General features: G+C 63.7%; 17 protein-coding genes and 2 tRNA genes. 1 reads left to right on the plus strand and 18 read right to left on the minus strand.

Translation table 11 applies throughout. The features are described from left to right. The 18 genes from ACTNA2_RS01760 to ACTNA2_RS01845 form a co-directional block, all read right to left on the minus strand. A complete protein-coding gene (locus tag ACTNA2_RS01760; protein WP_427726754.1) occupies window positions 1-720 on the minus strand; it encodes a zinc ribbon domain-containing protein in 720 nt (239 codons plus the stop codon). Further along, entirely contained in the window at window positions 717-1,526 is an 810-nt protein-coding gene (locus ACTNA2_RS01765; protein WP_441048415.1) for a Nif3-like dinuclear metal center hexameric protein, read from the minus strand. Before ACTNA2_RS01765 ends, ACTNA2_RS01760 begins: the two co-directional genes overlap by 4 nt. Continuing rightward, complete coding sequence (locus ACTNA2_RS01770; RefSeq protein ID WP_441048416.1) at window positions 1,523-2,701, minus strand: cysteine desulfurase family protein; 1,179 nt, start codon at window positions 2,699-2,701, stop codon at window positions 1,523-1,525. The genes ACTNA2_RS01765 and ACTNA2_RS01770 overlap by 4 nt, the downstream gene beginning before the upstream one ends. A 6-nt stretch (window positions 2,702-2,707) precedes the next feature. Next, window positions 2,708-3,379 (minus strand): ribulose-phosphate 3-epimerase, encoded by a 672-nt coding sequence (gene rpe, locus ACTNA2_RS01775; RefSeq protein ID WP_441048417.1) that lies wholly within the window; start codon window positions 3,377-3,379, stop codon window positions 2,708-2,710. An 18-nt stretch (window positions 3,380-3,397) separates the two neighbouring features. Then, window positions 3,398-4,405 (minus strand): NAD(P)H-dependent glycerol-3-phosphate dehydrogenase, encoded by a 1,008-nt coding sequence (locus ACTNA2_RS01780; protein ID WP_441048418.1) that lies wholly within the window; start codon window positions 4,403-4,405, stop codon window positions 3,398-3,400. A gap of 9 nt (window positions 4,406-4,414) precedes the next feature. After that, on the minus strand, window positions 4,415-5,098 hold the full coding sequence (gene plsY, locus ACTNA2_RS01785; RefSeq protein ID WP_441048419.1) for a glycerol-3-phosphate 1-O-acyltransferase PlsY: 684 nt from the start codon (window positions 5,096-5,098) through the stop codon (window positions 4,415-4,417). Further along, window positions 5,091-6,425 carry a ribosome biogenesis GTPase Der gene (gene der, locus ACTNA2_RS01790; protein ID WP_427748050.1) on the minus strand — a complete coding sequence of 445 codons (1,335 nt, stop codon included), beginning with the start codon at window positions 6,423-6,425 and terminating at the stop codon, window positions 5,091-5,093. Before der ends, plsY begins: the two co-directional genes overlap by 8 nt. A gap of 10 nt (window positions 6,426-6,435) precedes the next feature. Then, on the minus strand, window positions 6,436-7,878 hold the full coding sequence (locus tag ACTNA2_RS01795; RefSeq protein ID WP_441048420.1) for a DUF512 domain-containing protein: 1,443 nt from the start codon (window positions 7,876-7,878) through the stop codon (window positions 6,436-6,438). Between the two features lie 2 nt (window positions 7,879-7,880). Beyond that, complete coding sequence (locus ACTNA2_RS01800; protein ID WP_441048421.1) at window positions 7,881-8,780, minus strand: 4-hydroxy-3-methylbut-2-enyl diphosphate reductase; 900 nt, start codon at window positions 8,778-8,780, stop codon at window positions 7,881-7,883. Window positions 8,781-8,782: 2 nt separating this feature from the next. Then, window positions 8,783-9,511 (minus strand): lysophospholipid acyltransferase family protein, encoded by a 729-nt coding sequence (locus ACTNA2_RS01805; RefSeq protein WP_427793511.1) that lies wholly within the window; start codon window positions 9,509-9,511, stop codon window positions 8,783-8,785. Between the two features lie 3 nt (window positions 9,512-9,514). Beyond that, a complete protein-coding gene (gene cmk, locus ACTNA2_RS01810) occupies window positions 9,515-10,201 on the minus strand; it encodes a (d)CMP kinase (protein ID WP_441048422.1) in 687 nt (228 codons plus the stop codon). Window positions 10,202-10,267: 66 nt separating this feature from the next. Then, window positions 10,268-11,233 carry a pseudouridine synthase gene (locus ACTNA2_RS01815; protein ID WP_441048423.1) on the minus strand — a complete coding sequence of 322 codons (966 nt, stop codon included), beginning with the start codon at window positions 11,231-11,233 and terminating at the stop codon, window positions 10,268-10,270. Next, entirely contained in the window at window positions 11,220-11,948 is a 729-nt protein-coding gene (gene scpB, locus ACTNA2_RS01820) for an SMC-Scp complex subunit ScpB (protein ID WP_441048424.1), read from the minus strand. The genes ACTNA2_RS01815 and scpB overlap by 14 nt, the downstream gene beginning before the upstream one ends. A gap of 11 nt (window positions 11,949-11,959) precedes the next feature. Then, window positions 11,960-12,769 carry a segregation and condensation protein A gene (locus tag ACTNA2_RS01825; RefSeq protein WP_441048425.1) on the minus strand — a complete coding sequence of 270 codons (810 nt, stop codon included), beginning with the start codon at window positions 12,767-12,769 and terminating at the stop codon, window positions 11,960-11,962. Between the two features lie 84 nt (window positions 12,770-12,853). Beyond that, on the minus strand, window positions 12,854-13,537 hold the full coding sequence (locus ACTNA2_RS01830) for a site-2 protease family protein (protein WP_441048426.1): 684 nt from the start codon (window positions 13,535-13,537) through the stop codon (window positions 12,854-12,856). A gap of 9 nt (window positions 13,538-13,546) precedes the next feature. Then, window positions 13,547-13,843: a hypothetical protein gene (locus ACTNA2_RS01835; protein ID WP_164473297.1), complete on the minus strand. Its 297-nt coding sequence runs from the start codon at window positions 13,841-13,843 to the stop codon at window positions 13,547-13,549. Then, window positions 13,830-15,863, minus strand: a complete 2,034-nt coding sequence (locus ACTNA2_RS01840) for an ABC-F family ATP-binding cassette domain-containing protein (protein WP_441048427.1) — start codon at window positions 15,861-15,863, stop codon at window positions 13,830-13,832. Before ACTNA2_RS01840 ends, ACTNA2_RS01835 begins: the two co-directional genes overlap by 14 nt. A 75-nt stretch (window positions 15,864-15,938) precedes the next feature. After that, a tRNA-Ala gene (locus ACTNA2_RS01845) sits at window positions 15,939-16,011 on the minus strand. Between the two features lie 707 nt (window positions 16,012-16,718). On the opposite strand from ACTNA2_RS01845, the gene ACTNA2_RS01850 reads away from it, so the two are divergent. Then, window positions 16,719-16,794, plus strand: a tRNA-Ile gene (locus ACTNA2_RS01850). Window positions 16,795-16,887: the final 93 nt, after the last annotated feature.

Below are 16,887 nucleotides of genomic sequence, written 5' to 3' on the forward strand. Positions count from 1 at the left end.
TTAGGCTTCCTTGTTGGGGAGCACGAGCAGGCGGTGGCAGTACGGGCAGTGCGTAATCTCACTACCGTCGTGGTTGAGGTCGCTCATGGACGACGCCTGCAGCGCGGTGTGGCAGACCGTGGGGATGTTGCCCTTGATGGTCTCGACGGCCAGGCCACGGAACTGCTTGAGCAAACGCTCGTAGTCGGTGAGCACGTCGGTCGGCAGCGTGGCGGCAAGCGCGGTGCGCTCCTTGGTGGCGGCATCAATCTGGGCCTGCAGGTCGGCGGCCTTGGCACGGGCGGCCTTGGTGTCGGCCTTCACGCCCTCCTCAAATTTGGCGATGATGGCCTGCGCGCGAGCCTCACGGTCGAGCGCCTCCTTGTGGGCGACAACGACATCCTTGCGGGTGTGCTCAATCTTGTCCAGTCGCTTGGCCAGGGTGGCGAGCTCGTTTTCCAGATCCTGGACCTCGCGGTAGTCAGAGCCGTCGAAGTGGCGTTTCTTGGCGGCCTCGATGGCGTTGTTGGTCTGGATCTCGGTGGTGTTGAGATCGTCCAGCTCAATGTCGAGGTCCTTGCGCTGAGCATAGAGCTTGGTCATTTCGGACTTAAGCTTTACATAGGTTTTGCGCTTTGAGGCGAGCTCCTTGAGCTCCGGCATATTGGCAAGTTCGCTCTTGTTGCGGGCGAGCTCCAAATCGATCTGTTGCAGCTTGAGTAGCGTAGCGCCGGCGCTCATAAGTTCTCTCCTTTTGTCACAGTCCACCATTGGCAAGGGTTCAGTATTTTAATCGCATGACGGGGGTCGACCCCGGCGTCAACCGCAGAGTTCATCAAGATATCCACGAACGGCTCCTCGGAGCGGTCGTGGCCGAGCAAGATCACGCTCAGCCCGCGCAAGGCAAGATCTTGCGCCACGTGATAGCCTGCCTCGCCCGTCACGATGACATCCGCACCGGCGGCGATGGCAAGCTCGCCAAAGTCGCCGAGGGAGCCGCCCAGAATGGCGACGGTGCGGCACGGGCGCTCGGCATCGCCCCATACGCGTGGGTCGCTGCCAAAAGCCGTGGCAGCACGGGCGGCAAGATCGCGCAGCGTGCATGGGTCGTTGAGCGTTGCAAGCGCGCCCAGGCCGCAGGCCTCGGGGTCGTCCACGTGCTCCAACGAGCTTGCAGGCGCCGCGTCCAACAGCTTACTTAGGCAGATACGTGCCTCGTGCGAGCGGTCCAGGTTGGTGTGGAGCGAGATAATGCTCACCCCGCGGCGGGCCGCCTCGTAGAGCGCCGCGCTGCATTGGGGGCGCGTTGCGCTGGGCGGGCAAAACGACTCGGGCGCCTTGATGTAGACGGGATGATGCGTGAGCAACACGTTGGCTCCGGCTTCCAAGGCGCGCTGCACGTTGCCCCTGGTGGCGTCAAGCGCGCAGGCAACGCCGCGAATCTCGTCGTCGGGGTCGCCAACGGATAAGCCTACGTGGTCCCAGGGCTCGGCGTCCGTCTTGGGATAGCGTGCCAGCAGGGCACGCTCGAGCTCGGCGACGATCATGCGGCACCTACGATCGAGAGCAGCGTCTGGGCAAAGTCGTCCAGATCGCTCGGATTCACGCGGTCATCGAAGGAGATGCGCAGTGCGCCCAGCGCCTGCTCGCGACCAATGCCCATGGCGCTGAGCACGTGGCTCGGGTCCATGCTGCCGCTCGAGCATGCCGATCCGGCCGAAACCTCAAAACCGGCGGCGTCGAGCTTGATGATGAGCTCCTCGGAGTCCATGCCGTCGACGTAGATCGAAACCATGCCGGGCAGACGGTCGGACTGCGTGTAGTCGCCCATGGTGGCGTGAATGCGTGGATGGGCCGTAAGCGTGGCGTAGAGATTGTCGGAAAGGGCTTGCAGCTTCTCGCGTTCCTGAGCCACATGGGGCGCCAGAGACGAGGCGGCAGCGGCAAAGGCCAGCTGCGTGCGCAGGTCCTGCGTGCCGGCACGACGTCCGGCTTCCTGTCCTCCGCCAAAGATGCGGGGGCGCAGCGGCGTGCGGCTTTTTAGGTATAACGCGCCGGAGGCTACGGGGCCGCCAATCTTGTGTGCTGCAACGGTCATGGCATCGACGCCCAGCTCGTTGACATCGAGCGGAATATGCAGATAGCCCTGGATGGCATCGGTGTGGAACAGGGCACCCGCGGTGTGCGCAGCCGCGGCAAGCTCGCGGATAGGCTGTACCACGCCGGTCTCGTTGTTGGCGGCCATGATGCTCACGAGCGCGACGTCGTCGCCCAACAAGTCGCTCAGCGCGGCAGGCTCGATGTAGCCCGCACGGCAGGGCTGCACCAGGTCGACGGTAAAGCCGGCGGCACGCAGCAGCGGCAGGTTGTCCAGAATCGAATCGTGCTCGATCGCAGACACGATCACACGGCTGCGCTTACGATCGCGCTGACGAGCACCCTCGGCAAGTCCGAGGAGCGCCAGCTGGTTGGCCTCGGTACCGCCGTTGGTTAGGATGATCTCGGACGGGCGAACGCGCGCGCCAAAGCTGCGGGCGATCTCGCGGCGTGCAACCTCCAGACGTGCGGCAGCCTTGCGGCCGAGCGAGTGCAGCGAGTTGGGGTTGACGCCTGCAAGCTCGCTTTCGTCGTACTCGCGCTGCGCAAGGAGCGCCTCGGCGCGCATGGGCGTCGAGGCGGCATAGTCAAGATTCACGGGTATGCGGTTTTGACCTGCGGTCATAAGGGTTTATGCCTCCTGTGCGGCCTCGTTGCCCAGCTTCTGCAGCAGCGCAACCTCGGCGGCGGGATCTTCGGACTTAAATACGGCGGAGCCGGCCACCAGGACATCGGCACCGGCCTTGACGACCTCGGCGATGTTTTTGGAAGAGATGCCGCCGTCGACCTCGATCATGGGCGACACACCGTGGCGCTCGCACATGGCCTTGAGCTCGTGGAGCTTATGCAGCGTGCCCGGGATAAAGCTCTGGCCGCCAAAGCCAGGGTTCACGCTCATGAGCAGCACCATGTCGACGACCTCGATAATGCTCTCGAGCACGCAGACGGGGGTGGCGGGGTTGAGCACCACGCCGGCCTTGACGCCGCGTTGCTGCAGATGCGTGAGCGTGCGGTGCAGGTGCGTGGAGGCCTCGTAGTGCACGGTGATCATATCGGCGCCGGCGTCGGCATACCAATCGACGGTCTCGTCGGGGTTCGACACCATCAGGTGCGCGTCGACCGGCACCTTGGTGGAGCGCTTGACGGCCTTGAGGATATCGACGCCAAAGGTGAGGTTGCCGGTAAAGTGACCGTCCATGACGTCGAAGTGCACATAGTCGGCGCCGGCGATCTTGTCGAGCTCGCCCTTGAGGTTGGCCATGTCAGCCGAAAGGACGGACGGAGCGATTTTGATGGAACCCATGGTAGTAGCCTTTCTGCGCTAGTCGGTGAGTCCGTAGAACTCTTGAGAGGGGACGCGGTCGGTAAGGATCTCGAGCGCCCTATCCAAAGTAACACCGTTGTAGAGCGTTTGCTCCACGGCAAAGGTGAGCGGAATGTCTACGCCCAGCGAACGGGCGAGCTCGCTCACGCTGCGGGCGGCGACGGCGCCCTCGACCACCATATGCGTGCGCGCCTGGTACTCGTCGAGCGATACGCCGTGGGCAAACTCGTAGCCGAAGGTGCGGTTGCGCGAATGCTCGGAGGTGCAAGTGGCAATAAGGTCACCCATGCCGGCAAGACCCATACAGGTCATGGCCTGGCCGCCGCGGGCGTGCACCAGTCGGCTGATTTCTGCCAGGCCGCGCGTCATGATAAGGGCGAGCGTGTTGTCGCCCGCGCCGGTACCGGCGGAGATGCCGCACACGATGGCGATGACGTTTTTCATGGCGCCGCAAACCTCGACGCCGGTCATGTCCTGCGACAGGTAGATGCGGAAGGCCGTGGATAGGAGCAGGTCCTTAAAGGTCTCCCCTACCTGCGAGTCTTTGCTGGCGATGACGGCGGCGGAAAGTCCGCCGCGGCATATCTCCTCGGCATGGTTGGGGCCCGAGAGCGCCGCCACACGCGCCTCGTTGCCGATCTCGCTGGCGATGACCTCGCTCATGAGCATGCCGGACTCGGGCTCAATGCCCTTGGTAAGGCAGAGCACCGGGGTGTCGGCGGCGATAAAGGGTGCCGCCTGGTGGCAGACGCCACGCAGGTGCGTCGAAGGCACGGCAAAGATGATCGCATCGGCACCGTCGAGCGCCTGGGCCAGGTCCGTCGTGGCGACAACGTTTTCCGGCAGCACGTAGTCCACCAGATAGCGCGGGTTGCGGTGTTCGCCGTTAATGCCGGCGGCCGTCTGCTCACTATGGGCCCACATGGTCACGCGCTCGGCTCGCGCGGCGGCAAGGCCGGCGACGGCGGTTCCCCAGGAGCCGGAGCCAATCAGCGCAACATTCATGACTCTCTCCTACTTATCGTCGGGCTCGGTGACGCGCTTGGTAAACGAGAGCTTGGATTCCTTACCCGTCATGAGCTTTTTGATGTTCGCGCGATGGGCCCACACCACGGTGATGCCGATCATCGCCATACAAAACTTGAGTCCCAGGCTGCTGTACGGAAAGATCGCGCAGGCGGCGATGGGAAGACCGATGGCCGCGGCAAGCGAGCCCACCGACACATACTTGGTGATGGCGACGGCCACGATAAACATGCCCAGTAGCGAAAGTCCGATGGGCCAGTACCAGGCCAGTATGACGCCCAGCCCCACGGCAATGCCCTTGCCGCCACGGAAGTTGAGGTAGGGCGAGAATATGTGGCCCCACACCGCTGCCAGACAAATGACGCCGAGCATCCAGTCGCCGGCGGCACCGGGAGCCATGATGCTCACCGGGAAGCCATAGCCCACGCTCGCGATGAGCGGACGCGCGATAAGGACGCAGATGGCGCCCTTCAAGCAGTCGAGCAGCAGCGTGAGCGCGGCGACCTTGGGGCCGGCTACGCGCAGGGCGTTGGTGGTGCCGATGTTGCCGGAGCCCGCCTTGCGAATATCCGTGTGGTTGAACACGCGGCCCAGGATCAGGCCAAACGGAATCGCTCCGATAAAGAACGAGACCACGGCGCAGATGGCGGTCAGCAGAATCGGATTATGCATCCTTTTGCTCCTTCTTCCTAAAGAAGAGTCGAATGGGCGTGCCGGAAAAATCGAAGGTCGAGCGCATACGGTTCTCCACATAGCGCTGGTAGGTGTCGTTGACCAGGTCGCTGTGGTTGACGAAGAACGTAAACGTCGGCGGGTTGACGCCCGTCTGGGTCACGTAGTGCATGCGCAGGCGACGCTTGCCGTCCACCACGGTGTGGCCAAACTCGCGCAGGTCGGTGAGGAAGGTGTTGAGGCGCGAGGTGGTGATCTTTTGCGAGCGCGTCTTCTCGGCGGCGTCGACCATCGCCCAGATCTTCTCGACGCTACGGCCGGTCAGGGCCGAGATGCGCAGGTACTGGGCCCAGGGAGCCATGACGCCCAGACGGCGGTCGACGGTCTCCATGCAGGCCTCGCGCTTGCGGTCGTCGTCGAGCAGGTCCCACTTGTTGAGCAGAACGACGATGGCGCAGCCGCGTTCGATGGCCAAGCCCATGACCTTCTGGTCCTGCTCGGTAACGCCCACGGAGGCGTCGACGACGAGCAGTGCCACGTCAGCACGGTCGATGGCGCGCAGGCCGCGGACCATGGAGTAGTACTCGATGTTCTCGTACACGGTGCTCTTCTTGCGAATACCCGCGGTGTCGACCATGCGGTAGTGCTTGCCGTTGCGCTCCACGACGGTGTCGATGGCGTCGCGCGTGGTGCCGGCTATGTTGGACACGATAGAGCGGTCGGCACCCAGGATGCGGTTGAACAGCGAGGACTTACCGGCATTGGGGCGGCCGATGATGGCGACGTTCAGCGCGTCGGGGAACTCGTCGGCGACCTCGTCCTCCTCCTCGGGCAACAGGGCAACGATGTCGTCGAGCAGGTCGCCCGTGCCGTGGCCGTGCAGGGCCGAGAGCGGCGTTGGCTCGCCGATGCCGAGCGAATAAAACTCCCAGATGCTGTCGTTTTCGCGATCGGGGTTGTCGAGCTTGTTCACCAGCAGAAAGACTGGCTTGTCGCAGCGCTTGAGCATGCGGGCGACCGACTCATCCTCCTCGGTGACGCCGGTGCGGCCGTCGACCACAAACAGGATGACGGCGGCTTCCTCGGCGGCGGCGAGGGCCTGGTCGCGGATGGACGTGGCAAAGACGTCATCGCTCTTGAGCGGCTCGATGCCACCCGTGTCGACGATGGTGAACTCGCGGCCGTTCCAATCGGCCGTGTGGTAGGAGCGGTCGCGCGTTACGCCGCGGGACTCATGGACGATGGCGTCCGAGGTTTGGGCCAGGCGGTTAACGAGCGTGGACTTGCCCACGTTGGGGCGTCCGACGACGGCGACGATAGGTTTCATCTGCACTCCTTTAATGGGTAGGGTCAGCGGAATTAGTAGAGCCTGCGGGCACAATGCCAAGGATATGCTCCAGGGTATCGAGCAGCTCATGCGGCATGGTCGACACCACATGAACCTCGGCGCCGCGAGCTTCAAGGCTTGCGAGTAAATCGTCACGATGATACTCGTCAAGCGTCATGCCGTCAGCGTTGAACATGAGCTTAGGCACAAAGAGCATAACCCCCGAGAGGTCCTGCGGCAGCTGCTCCAGAATGTCGCAGGCGACGATGAGGCCGGTCACATCCACGTTGCCGCCAAAGTAACGGTTTTCGATAGCGGTGACGGTGCCGGCAAGGCCCCGTGGCGACTCCACAAAGCGCGCCACGGTGTCGCGCGCGCTGGTGCCGGAGAGGCACAGGAGGCGCTGGTTGCGCCCGGCGATTGCCTCGCGGACGCGGGCCAGACGCTCGGCGTCGGCGGTGAGCACATCGTCAGTCTCGTCCAAATACGAGCGGATCATACCGATGCCGTCGTAATACTGCGGGTAGCCGTCGTAAAAATCGGCCTGGGGTGGCTCGATGCCGGCGTCCAGATAGAACTCGTCGCTCATCTGGAAGGTGTGGCGGCCAAAGCGCTTGTAGGCACGATCCTGGAAGGGACGGATCATGGCAATGGTTTCGCGCGCGAGCTCAGGTTTGTCGCTGTATGACCAGGTAAAGCGCCTCTGATGCTTGGTAAAGCCCAGTGGCACAATGCCCAGGCTCGTGATCTGCTCGTGTTCCTCGCAAAAGCGTAGGGTCTTTTGTAGCTCCTCGCCGTCGTTCATGCCGGGACACAGCACAATCTGCGCGTGGATCTCGATGCCGGCGGCCATGATGGCCTCGAGCACGTCCATGCCGCGCTGGGCGTTGCGGCCCATCATGCGGCGGCGGACGTCGGGGCTTACGGCATGGACCGACACGTTCATGGGACTCATATTGCGGTCGATAACGTTTTGCACGTCCTCGTCGGAAAGGTTCGTGAGCGTGACAAAGTTGCCCTGTAAAAAGCTCAAGCGGTAGTCGTCATCGCGAATATACAGCGTTGAGCGGCCGCCCTTGGGCAGCATGGTCATAAAGCAGAACACGCAGGCGTTCACACAGGTACGCATGCCGTCAAAGATAGGGCCATCGAACTCCAAGCCCCAGTCCTCGCCGGGAAAACGGTCGAGTTCAACGGGGGTGACGGTGCCGTCGCGCGGGTCGAGAACCTCAAGTTCGACGGTGTCCTCGTCGGCCTCCCAGAGCCACACGATCATGTCGGTGAGTCGCTCGCCGTTGACCGTGAGCACGCGCATGCCCGGCTCGATACCCACATCCCATGCGGGCGATTCGGGACGCACGTTCTTTACGAGCGCGCCCTCACCCGGCTCGGGGTCGCGGCTGCGCCCGTAATCGGCCACCTCGGCGGCGTATGCGGGTACGGTCTGGTCCATGATTAGCGACAAAGCTCCTTGATGCGCGCAACGGCGCGTTCGATGTGTTCTTGTGGGGTGGAGGCTCCGGCGGTGATGCCGATGCGGCGCGCGTTGGCAAACCATGCGGCCTCAAGCTCGGAAGCTTCCTCGATGTGATGGGTGTGCTCGCAGACATCGGCACAAATCTGCGCCAGGCGGCGCGTATTGCCCGAATTTTTGCCGCCCACGACGACCATGCAATCACAGCGGTTGGCGAGAGTTGCCGCCGCCTGCTGGCGCTCGCTCGTGGCAGCGCAGATCGTGTTAATCACGCGTAGTTCCTGCACACGCGGGGTGATGGAGGCCACTACCTCGGCCAGGTTCTGCGCGGTTTGGGTGGTCTGCACAACCAGGCCCACCTTGCCCTTGAGTGGTAGCGCGTCGGCGTCGGCGGCACAACTCACGACCTGCGCGTCATCGCCGGCGTGGCCCAGGATGCCTTCGACCTCGGGGTGGCCCGGCTCGCCCACGACAATCACACGGTAGCCCTCGCGCACCAGGCGCTCGGCCGCCACATGGACCTTCTTGACGTAGGGGCAGGTGGCATCGACCACGGTAAGGCCGCGCTCGCGAGCAGCCTCGATGACCTGCGGCACCACACCGTGGGCGCGGATGATGACGGTGCCCGATGCGGCGTCGTCCAAGGTGTCTGCCAGACCAACGCCTGCCTCGGCGAGCTCGCGCACCACGATGGGGTTATGGATGAGCGGGCCCAGCGTGTGGACCTGAGCGCTCTCCCCTGCCTGCGGCGCGGCGGCCAGAGCCATGTCGAGCGCACGCTGCACGCCGTAGCAGGTGCCGGCATGCGCTGCGATTTCGATGGTGGGGGCGGCGGCCTTGCCGGGCGCAGCCTCGACGGTGTTCATGACGTTCTCGCCCATGGCTAGAACCTGCCGGGGTGCTCGGCGCACAGGTCGTCGCGCATGGCGTAGACGCGGCTCATGGCCTCGGACTCAAACCATGCCAGGCGCTCCTTGCGCTTGAGCTCGGCCGGTGCATCGGATAGCGAGATGGCCTTGCCGGCGCGGATCCAGCACTTTTTGGGGCGCATGAGCTTTTTGCCCGCAGGCGTGATATCGGACCAGCCGCAGATGGCGAGCGGGTTGACGGGTGCCTTGCCCATCTGGGCAATGAGCGCAAAGCCACCGTGGACCTCGGGCTTGATCTCGCGCGAGCGGATGCGCGTGCCCTCGGGGAAGATCAGGACGTCCTCACCGCGTTGCAGTGCATGCTGGGCGGCGCGCAGACACTTCATGTCGGCGGTGCCGCGCTCGACGGGAATGCCGCCCACGCGGCTAAAGGCCCAGCGCACGATCTTGCTCTTGGCAAACTCGGACTTAAAAATGGGGCGAATGCGGCGGCCGCCAAAGAACAGCGCCGTCTCTACAGCCAGGAGCTCGGCCATCGAGGTGTGGTTGCAGATGACCACGCTGCCGCGGCCTTCCTGGCGCTCAAACAGCAGGTCGCTGTCCTCTACCTTCCAGCGCCACATGAGCTTGGAGAAGACCCACAGGATGCCCATGACCACGAAGACGGTGCCACGGATGAGCACGGGGAACTCGGCATAAGGCGCGTTGTAGTAATCCTCGGGCGTCTGTTTAAACAGGCGCATGAGCTACCTCCTTTGGTTGATGAGGTCCTCGATTATCGAGACGACCTCGTCGATGGTATGTGCGGTGGAGTCGACATGCACGGCGTCCTCGGCGGGCACGAGCGGCGCGACCTCACGGCTGCTGTCGAGTTTGTCGCGCTGCTTGAGGGCGTCGAGGGTCTCGTCGACCTCGGCCTCGAGCTGTTCTTCGGTGAGCGGCTGGGTGTCGTTTTGGTGGCGCTGCAGCACGCGGCGACGGGCGCGCTCGCGCGGATCGGCGGTCAGGAACACCTTGACCTGCGCGTTGGGGAACACGACGGTGCCGATGTCGCGGCCCTCGGCCACGATGTCGCGGTCCTCGGCGGCGCGACGCTGATGGATGAGCATGGCCGCGCGTACGCCCGGGTAGGCCGAGACCTTGGAGACGTTGGCGTCCACCTGCGGGGTGCGAATGGCAGCCGAGGCGTCCGCGCCGTCGATGGTCAGGCGCGTGTCCTCGCCGGTGCCGTTAGTAAAGCGGATCTCGATCTGCTCGGCGAGGGAATCGATGGCTGCCTCGTCGTTCAGGTCGATGCCGCGGTCGAGCGCGGCGAAGGTGACGGCGCGATACATGGCGCCCGTGTCGAGCTTGTTAAAGCCCAGCTGGCGGGCGATCTCCTTGGCGATGGTGGACTTGCCGGAACCGGCGGGGCCGTCGATGGCGACGATCATGCAATGCTTCCTTTCGGTGGTTGACGTGCTGGTGTGGGACGCGGGCGCTGCGGCTTGGCGGACTGGCTAGCCCGTGTAGCGCTCGCGGTAGGTGTTGCGCTTGGGCGCGGAGCCGTGGCTGCCGTGGTGACGCGTGCGGCTCGCGGTGTTGGTCGCCGGCGCAGCGCCGCGCTTGGCGCCTGCCTGCTTGGGCGGGATGCCGCCGGCCTTGAGGATCTGTACCTCGCGGTCGGTGAGCTCGCGCCACGAGCCCTTGGCCACGTCCTTGAGCTCCAGGCCGGCAAAGTTGCAGCGGTGCAGGCGGATCACCGGGTGGTGGATCTTGCTCAACATGCGCTTGACCTGGTTCTTACGCCCCTCGCGGATGATGACCTCCACGGCGGTGGTGCCAGGCTTCACACCCTGCGGAGCCACGGCCTCGGCCTCGCGCGCGGTAATGACGCGGCAGATCGCCGGCTGGCACAGGCCGTCGTCGAGCTCGATGCCGCGGCGCAGCGGTTCCAAGTCGCGATCGGTCAGATGGCCGTCCACGAGCGCCTGGTAGGTCTTGTAGACGTGCTTGCTGGGGTGCAGCAGGTCCTGCGACAGGTCGCCGTCGGTGGTAAAGAGCAAAAGGCCCGTGGTGTCGCGGTCCAGGCGACCCACCGGGAACAGGCCCGGAAAGCGGTCGCGCGGGACAAGGTCGGCCACGCAGGGGCGCTCCTGCGGATCGCTCATGGTGGTGAGGTAGCCGGTCGGCTTGTAGAGCATCAGGTACACGGCGCCCTGGTTGAGCTTGACGGGCATGCCGTCAACCTCGATATGGTCGCGGTCCACATCGACCTTGGTGCCCAGTTCGGTCGCGACCTGGCCGTTGACAGTCACGCGGCCGGCGGTCATCAGGTCCTCCGAGCCGCGGCGGCTCGCCACGCCCGCGCGCGCCAAAAAGCGCTGCAGGCGCATGGTGTGCGGGTAGACGGGCTGGGGGTCGATCGCGGGCGCGCCCGTGGCGCCAGCGGTACGCGTCTCCCCTGCCTCGCTAGTCCTCGTCATGCGTATCCTCCGCAGCGTCGTCGGTGGCAAGTGTTTCCTCGCCACCGACTGCCTCGAAATCCTCAACATCGGTATCCAGCAGCTCGCGCTCTTCGTCTAGGTCCTCGACCTGCTCCTCGAGCGTAGACTGAATGCTGCGGCCGCTCAGGCGCTCGCGGATAAACTGGCGCGACTGCTCGTCGGGGGCAAACTGCTCCAGATCGGGCAGGTCGCGGGTGGAGCGCAGACCAAACTTCTCCAAAAAGGCGTTGGTCGTGCCGTAAATGATGGCCTGACCGCGCTGGGGGTCGCGACCGAGCTCGCGCACCAGACCCTTGTCAACGAGCGACGCGATGACGCCGTCGGAGTTGACGCCGCGGATGCCCTTGACCACCTCGCGCGTAACGGGCTGGTGGTAGGCGATGACGGCCAGGGTCTCGAGTGCCGCCTGCGACAGTTTTTGCGTATCCCAGCTCAGCACATAAGCTTCGACCACATCGTGGTAGGCGGGATGCGTAAACAGGCGCCAGCCGCCGGCGACCTCGCGCAGCTGAAAGCCGCGGTTGGCCTCCTCGTACTCAACTTTGAGCTCGGCCAAAAGCGACGCGCACTCGCCCGGGGCGATATCCAGCGCATCTGCCAGCGCGGGCGCACTGACGGGATCGCTCGAAACCAGCAGGAGCGCCTCCAAGGCGCCTTTGAGGCTGTTTGCCTCTAGCGTAGAAAAGGTTGACATGGTTGCCGCTCCTATTCGGTGAGCTCGGGGCCCTCGCCGGGCACGTAGGCCTCGGCGCCCTCGACGCGGTTGATGCGGATGGTTCCAAAGATCTCGTCCTGGCTCAGGGTGAGCGAGCCTCGCTTGGCGAGCTCCAGCATGGCCAGGAAGGTGACGACGAGTTGCTCGGTGGTGGCGTCGCCGTCCAGCAGCTCGCGGAAGGTGCAGGTTTGGTGCGCCATGGTAAAGCGGTCGACCGAGGCCACCGTCAGGTCGAGTGGCACACGATGCGGCGCCACGTGCTCGGCCTCCAGCAGGAAGGTCTGGCGCTTGCCGTCCAGGTCGGCGCAGATGACGGCGAGGCCGCGCAGGGTAATGCCGGCCAGGTAGTCGGGCATAAGGCCCAAAAACTCGGGGTCGGGGCCGGCCACGCGCGGATGCATGCGGCTTTCGGCCTGCATGCGCGCGCCAAGAGCCGCCGCCGCACCCTTAAACTGCTTGTAGGCGATCAGGCGCTGGATCAGGACCTCGCGCAGGGCGTCGCCGTCGAGCGCGCTGAGCTCTTCGAGGTCTTCGTCAATCTCGTCATCGTCGTCGGCTTTGCGCGGGGTCTCCTGGGGCACCAGCGAGGCGGCCTTGATGTCCAAAAGGGTTGCCGCGACCAGCAAAAAGTCGCTCGCCACGTCCAGATCCAGCGCCTCAATACGCTCGACCTCGGCCAGGTACTGCTCGGCCACCTCGCTGATCGAGATGGCACCGATATCAACTTTTTGGCGGGTTACCAGCTGCAGCAGCAGGTCGAACGGTCCGCTGTAGACCTGCGTCGACACGCGATACGACATCTTCGACCTCCTTTGACGGCGCCTTCGCGGCGCGGTTTGGGTGCATGTTGCGACCGTTTTGCACGGTCGACCTGTAAGTTTACCCTAGATGCCGGCGATTGCGAAGTTAAGCAGCTGCCCAGCGAGCGGATACACGGTAACGTCGAAATACCGGCCGATCACATCGATGCCGGTCCACATGGGCAGCAGATACAGCACCAAGATGAGTATGGGCATGGCGTATTGCTGCAGTTGGTAGTAGTTGGTGAGCGCCTTGCCTTTGAGGAACGGCACGATGATAGACGAGCCGTCAAGCGGCGGAATCGGGATGAGGTTAAAGAACGCGAGCGACAGGTTGACCACGATAAAGGTGGCGCCAAAGTTCATGATTTGGGACGCTACGGCAAAGGACATGCTGGTGTAGAGGTTGCCGTATGCTGCGTGCATGATGGCGGCCGCAAGGCATGCCAGTGCGATGTTCGAGGCGGGGCCTGCCGCGCTCACCAAGACCTCGTCGCGCTTGGGATGCTTAAGGTTGTTGAGGTACACGGGCACCGGCTTGGCAAAGGCAAACACCGGGCCGCCGGCGGCGAGCATGAGCAGCGGCAGGAGGACGGTGCCAAACGGGTCAATATGGTTGAGCGGGTTGAGCGAGACGCGGCCGCGCGAACGGGCCGTTTTGTCGCCAAGCGCCCAGGCTGCGGCGGCGTGTGCGCTCTCGTGGATCACGATGCCCACGATGACGGCGACGGCGCTGGCAAGCAGGTTCATGAAGTAGCTGCTGGACATGGCGCTCCCCTAGCGGACGCGGCGCGAGGCGCGCGTGAGCAGGTAGTCGGCCACAAACAGGATGACGGCCACGATGGCGTAATCCAGGCGGAACACGCCGCCAAAGGGCGATGTGATGACGCCGTATCCGGCGATGGCGCTCGGCAGCGCGCGAGAAAGCTCGACGACAAAGCCCACAATCTGCAGCTTGGCGGTGAGGCCGCTAAAGCACAGCAGCACGGTCATCGCGCTCATAAAGATGCCGCAGATGCGACAAGCGATGGCGATGATGCTCATCGCCACGGCAGCGGCCTTACGAGAGTTCACGCGCGGTCTCCTCTTCGATCTGGGTGGAAAGCTCCAGCCATTCGTCCTCGAGCTTGGGCAGCTCTTGCTTAAGGCCGTTATATTCCCCCAGCGCGGCGTTGAACTTATCCTGATCGGCATAAAGCTCTTCGCTCGCCATCAATTCCATAAGCTCGTCATAGCGAGCGCGCTTCTTGTCCAGCTCTGCCTCGATCTTCTTGAGCTGGTTGCGCACGCCCTTGAGCTTTTTGTTGAGCGCGGCGCGGGCCTGGGCCTCGGCGCGCTTTTGCTCCTTGGTCTTTTTGCCCTCGGCAGGCTTGGGGGCCGCAGCGGGGGTATCGGCCTGGGCGGCGCTGGCTTTGGTGGGCTTGGCCGCGGAAGGTGTGCTCTCCCCTGCCGCCTCGGCGGCGGCGCGGGCCGCGAGGTCGTCGCGCTTGTAGAGGTAGTAGTCGTAGTCGCCGTCATAGACCGTGACCTTGCCATCGCGGATGTCGATCACGCGGTTGGCCACGGCTCGCACCAGGTGCTCGTCGTGACTGATCAGAACAATGGTGCCGGGGAAGTTTTGTAGGGCGTTCTCGAGCATGTCCACCGAGTCGATGTCCAGGTGGTTAGTGGGCTCGTCCAGGCACAGAAGTGCCTCGGGGGCCACGAGCATCTTAGCCAGGGCCAGACGCGCCTTTTCGCCGCCGGAAAGAACGCGTACCTGCTTTTCGATAGAATCGTTGTCACTAAACAGGAAGGCGCCCAGCAGGCTGCGCTGCTGCGGCACGGTCCACTTGGGCGTGACGGTGTCGATTTCTTGCAGGACGGTGTTGGACTCGGTCATGCCCTCGAGCGCGTGCTGGGCGTAATAGGCCACGCCCACGTTGGTACCCAGGTCGCGCGCGCCGGTAGTGGGCGGCTCCAGGCCGGCGATGATCTTCATGAGGGTGGACTTGCCGGCGCCGTTGGGGCCGACGAGCGCCACATGCTCACCGCGGTATAGTTTGAGGGCGATATCGCTATAGATGTGCTTGTTGCCGTAGGACTTGGACACGCCCTCCAGACCCACGACCATGTCGCCCGAGCGCGGCGGGTCGGGGAACTTAAAGTCGATGTGCTTGTGGCCCTCGGGCAGGATGACGAGCTCCTTTTTGATCTGCTCGATCTTGCGGATGCGCTCCTGCGCCTGGGCGGCTTTGGTTGGCTTGTAGCGGAACTTGTCGACGAAGACCTGCATGTGGGCGATGTCGCGCTCCTGGGCGGCACGCTTGGCGCGCATCTGCTCCAGATTGTCCTCGCGCTGCTTGAGGTAGCTGCTGTAATTGCCGGTGTAGGTGGTCACGCGGCGGTTCTCGAGCGCGGCGACGTGGTCGACGCAGGCGTCCATAAAGGCGCGGTCGTGGCTGACGATGAGCACGGCGCCGTCGTAGTTGGCGATAAAGCCGCGCAACCACTGGACGCTTTCGAGGTCCAGGTGGTTGGTGGGCTCGTCCAGAAGCAGCAGGTCGGGATGACGCAGGAAGAGCTTGGCCAGCGCGATGCGCATCTGCCAGCCGCCCGAGAACTCGGAACACGGGCGCTCAAAGTCGGTGACCTTAAAGCCCAGACCGGACAGGATCTTACGGGCATTGCTTTCGAGCTCGTAGCCGCCCAGATGCTCAAAGCGGTCCTGGACCTGGCCGTACTCGTTAAGGAGCGCGTCGACGTCCTTGCCCTGCTCAGAGAGCTCGGTGATCTGGGCTTGCAGCTCGTTGGCGCGCTCACCCATGCGGCGGATTTCCTTGGCGGCGGCCATGACCTCGGCGAGGATGGTCGTGTCCTTGTGCTCTAGGTTGGTTTCCTGCTCGAGGTAGCCCACCTGACAGTCCTTGGAGTATTGGACCTGGCCGGCGTCGGGGCTGTCGATACCCATGATGATTTTGAGCATGGTGGTTTTACCGGCGCCGTTGGGTCCCACGAGCGCAAAGCGTTCGCCGGGGTTGATCTGAAAGGACGCGCCGCTAAAGAGGACGCGCGCGCCGAAGCTTTTTTCGATCTTGTCGACCAGGAGGATCATGGTGCCACCTTTGACCTTGTGTGCCTATATGAAAAAAGGCTCCAACTTGCGTTGGAGCCTTATTCAATGCTCGGGTGGAGACGAGGGGGATCGAACCCCTGACCTCTTGACTGCCAGTCAAGCGCTCTCCCAGCTGAGCTACGCCCCCGTGCGAAGAAGTACTATACGGGAACTCCCCCGCCGATGCAAGGACAATCTCGGAAAAACTTTCGGCTGCGGGGCCGGGGATGCGGGACGGGCTCGGGAGCGAGGGGCCCGCGGTGCCCGATCCGGCCCGCGGGGACGCGCCCCGCGGGCGGCGGCGTTGCCGCCGCCCCCTCTCCGGCGCCCTTGGGACATCTCGAGTCCCGCCGACCGCCGTTTTTTCGCTTCCGCGGCGCGGGCCGCCACCCGCCCAACGGCCATCCTGCCGCAACCAGGCCCATTATCGGGACCAATCGCGCCCCCGCCCACCCGGCGATCTCAAAACCATGCCGGTTTACGGGGCCAGGCCGGGAACCCTCGGGCATGCCGTAATCGGTAAAATCAAAACCGCAGGTAGACGACTTGCGAATTTCGTGAGATGCAGGGTATGGACGGCCGGTCCGGGTCCAGCCCCGTAATCCGGCATGGTTTTGAAATGGCACCAGTTCGCCGATGGTTAACTCTATTTGCAGTCTTGGGATAATGGCTTGAACAATTCCCATCCAGTGATATTTCTTGTGATGCATCTTGATTGTCAGGGAATACCGGGTGTTAAAAACATGGCTTGATCGTGCGTTGTGCGACATGCTTGTGCATGGTAGTATTTCAAATCGTGATTTAACCCGATGGGAAATGAATTTCCATTGTTGAAATTATTATCACAGTACATAAGGGCTCTTGGCGCAACGGTTAGCGCAGGGGACTCATAATCCCTGGGTTCTGGGTTCGAATCCCGGAGGGCCCACCAGAGTATTTCGAGGCCGGGCAACACGCCTGGCCTCTTTACATTGCGTTGACGCCTTATTTTGGCCTGCAATGGCGTAGGGCGTTAATTTCATTC

It is taken from the genome of Collinsella sp. HCP28S3_E9 (assembly GCF_052065455.1).
GTDB lineage: Bacteria > Actinomycetota > Coriobacteriia > Coriobacteriales > Coriobacteriaceae > Collinsella.

Coding starts and splice junctions, on each gene's coding strand:
- ACTNA2_RS01760 (WP_427726754.1), bottom strand. CDS start 720: ATGAGCGCCGGCGCTACGCTACTCAAGCTGCAACAGATCGATTTGGAG.
- ACTNA2_RS01765 (WP_441048415.1), bottom strand. CDS start 1,526: ATGATCGTCGCCGAGCTCGAGCGTGCCCTGCTGGCACGCTATCCCAAG.
- ACTNA2_RS01770 (WP_441048416.1), bottom strand. CDS start 2,701: ATGACCGCAGGTCAAAACCGCATACCCGTGAATCTTGACTATGCCGCC.
- rpe (WP_441048417.1), bottom strand. CDS start 3,379: ATGGGTTCCATCAAAATCGCTCCGTCCGTCCTTTCGGCTGACATGGCC.
- ACTNA2_RS01780 (WP_441048418.1), bottom strand. CDS start 4,405: ATGAATGTTGCGCTGATTGGCTCCGGCTCCTGGGGAACCGCCGTCGCC.
- plsY (WP_441048419.1), bottom strand. CDS start 5,098: ATGCATAATCCGATTCTGCTGACCGCCATCTGCGCCGTGGTCTCGTTC.
- der (WP_427748050.1), bottom strand. CDS start 6,425: ATGAAACCTATCGTCGCCGTCGTCGGACGCCCCAACGTGGGCAAGTCC.
- ACTNA2_RS01795 (WP_441048420.1), bottom strand. CDS start 7,878: ATGGACCAGACCGTACCCGCATACGCCGCCGAGGTGGCCGATTACGGG.
- ACTNA2_RS01800 (WP_441048421.1), bottom strand. CDS start 8,780: ATGGGCGAGAACGTCATGAACACCGTCGAGGCTGCGCCCGGCAAGGCC.
- ACTNA2_RS01805 (WP_427793511.1), bottom strand. CDS start 9,511: ATGCGCCTGTTTAAACAGACGCCCGAGGATTACTACAACGCGCCTTAT.
- cmk (WP_441048422.1), bottom strand. CDS start 10,201: ATGATCGTCGCCATCGACGGCCCCGCCGGTTCCGGCAAGTCCACCATC.
- ACTNA2_RS01815 (WP_441048423.1), bottom strand. CDS start 11,233: ATGACGAGGACTAGCGAGGCAGGGGAGACGCGTACCGCTGGCGCCACG.
- scpB (WP_441048424.1), bottom strand. CDS start 11,948: ATGTCAACCTTTTCTACGCTAGAGGCAAACAGCCTCAAAGGCGCCTTG.
- ACTNA2_RS01825 (WP_441048425.1), bottom strand. CDS start 12,769: ATGTCGTATCGCGTGTCGACGCAGGTCTACAGCGGACCGTTCGACCTG.
- ACTNA2_RS01830 (WP_441048426.1), bottom strand. CDS start 13,537: ATGTCCAGCAGCTACTTCATGAACCTGCTTGCCAGCGCCGTCGCCGTC.
- ACTNA2_RS01840 (WP_441048427.1), bottom strand. CDS start 15,863: ATGATCCTCCTGGTCGACAAGATCGAAAAAAGCTTCGGCGCGCGCGTC.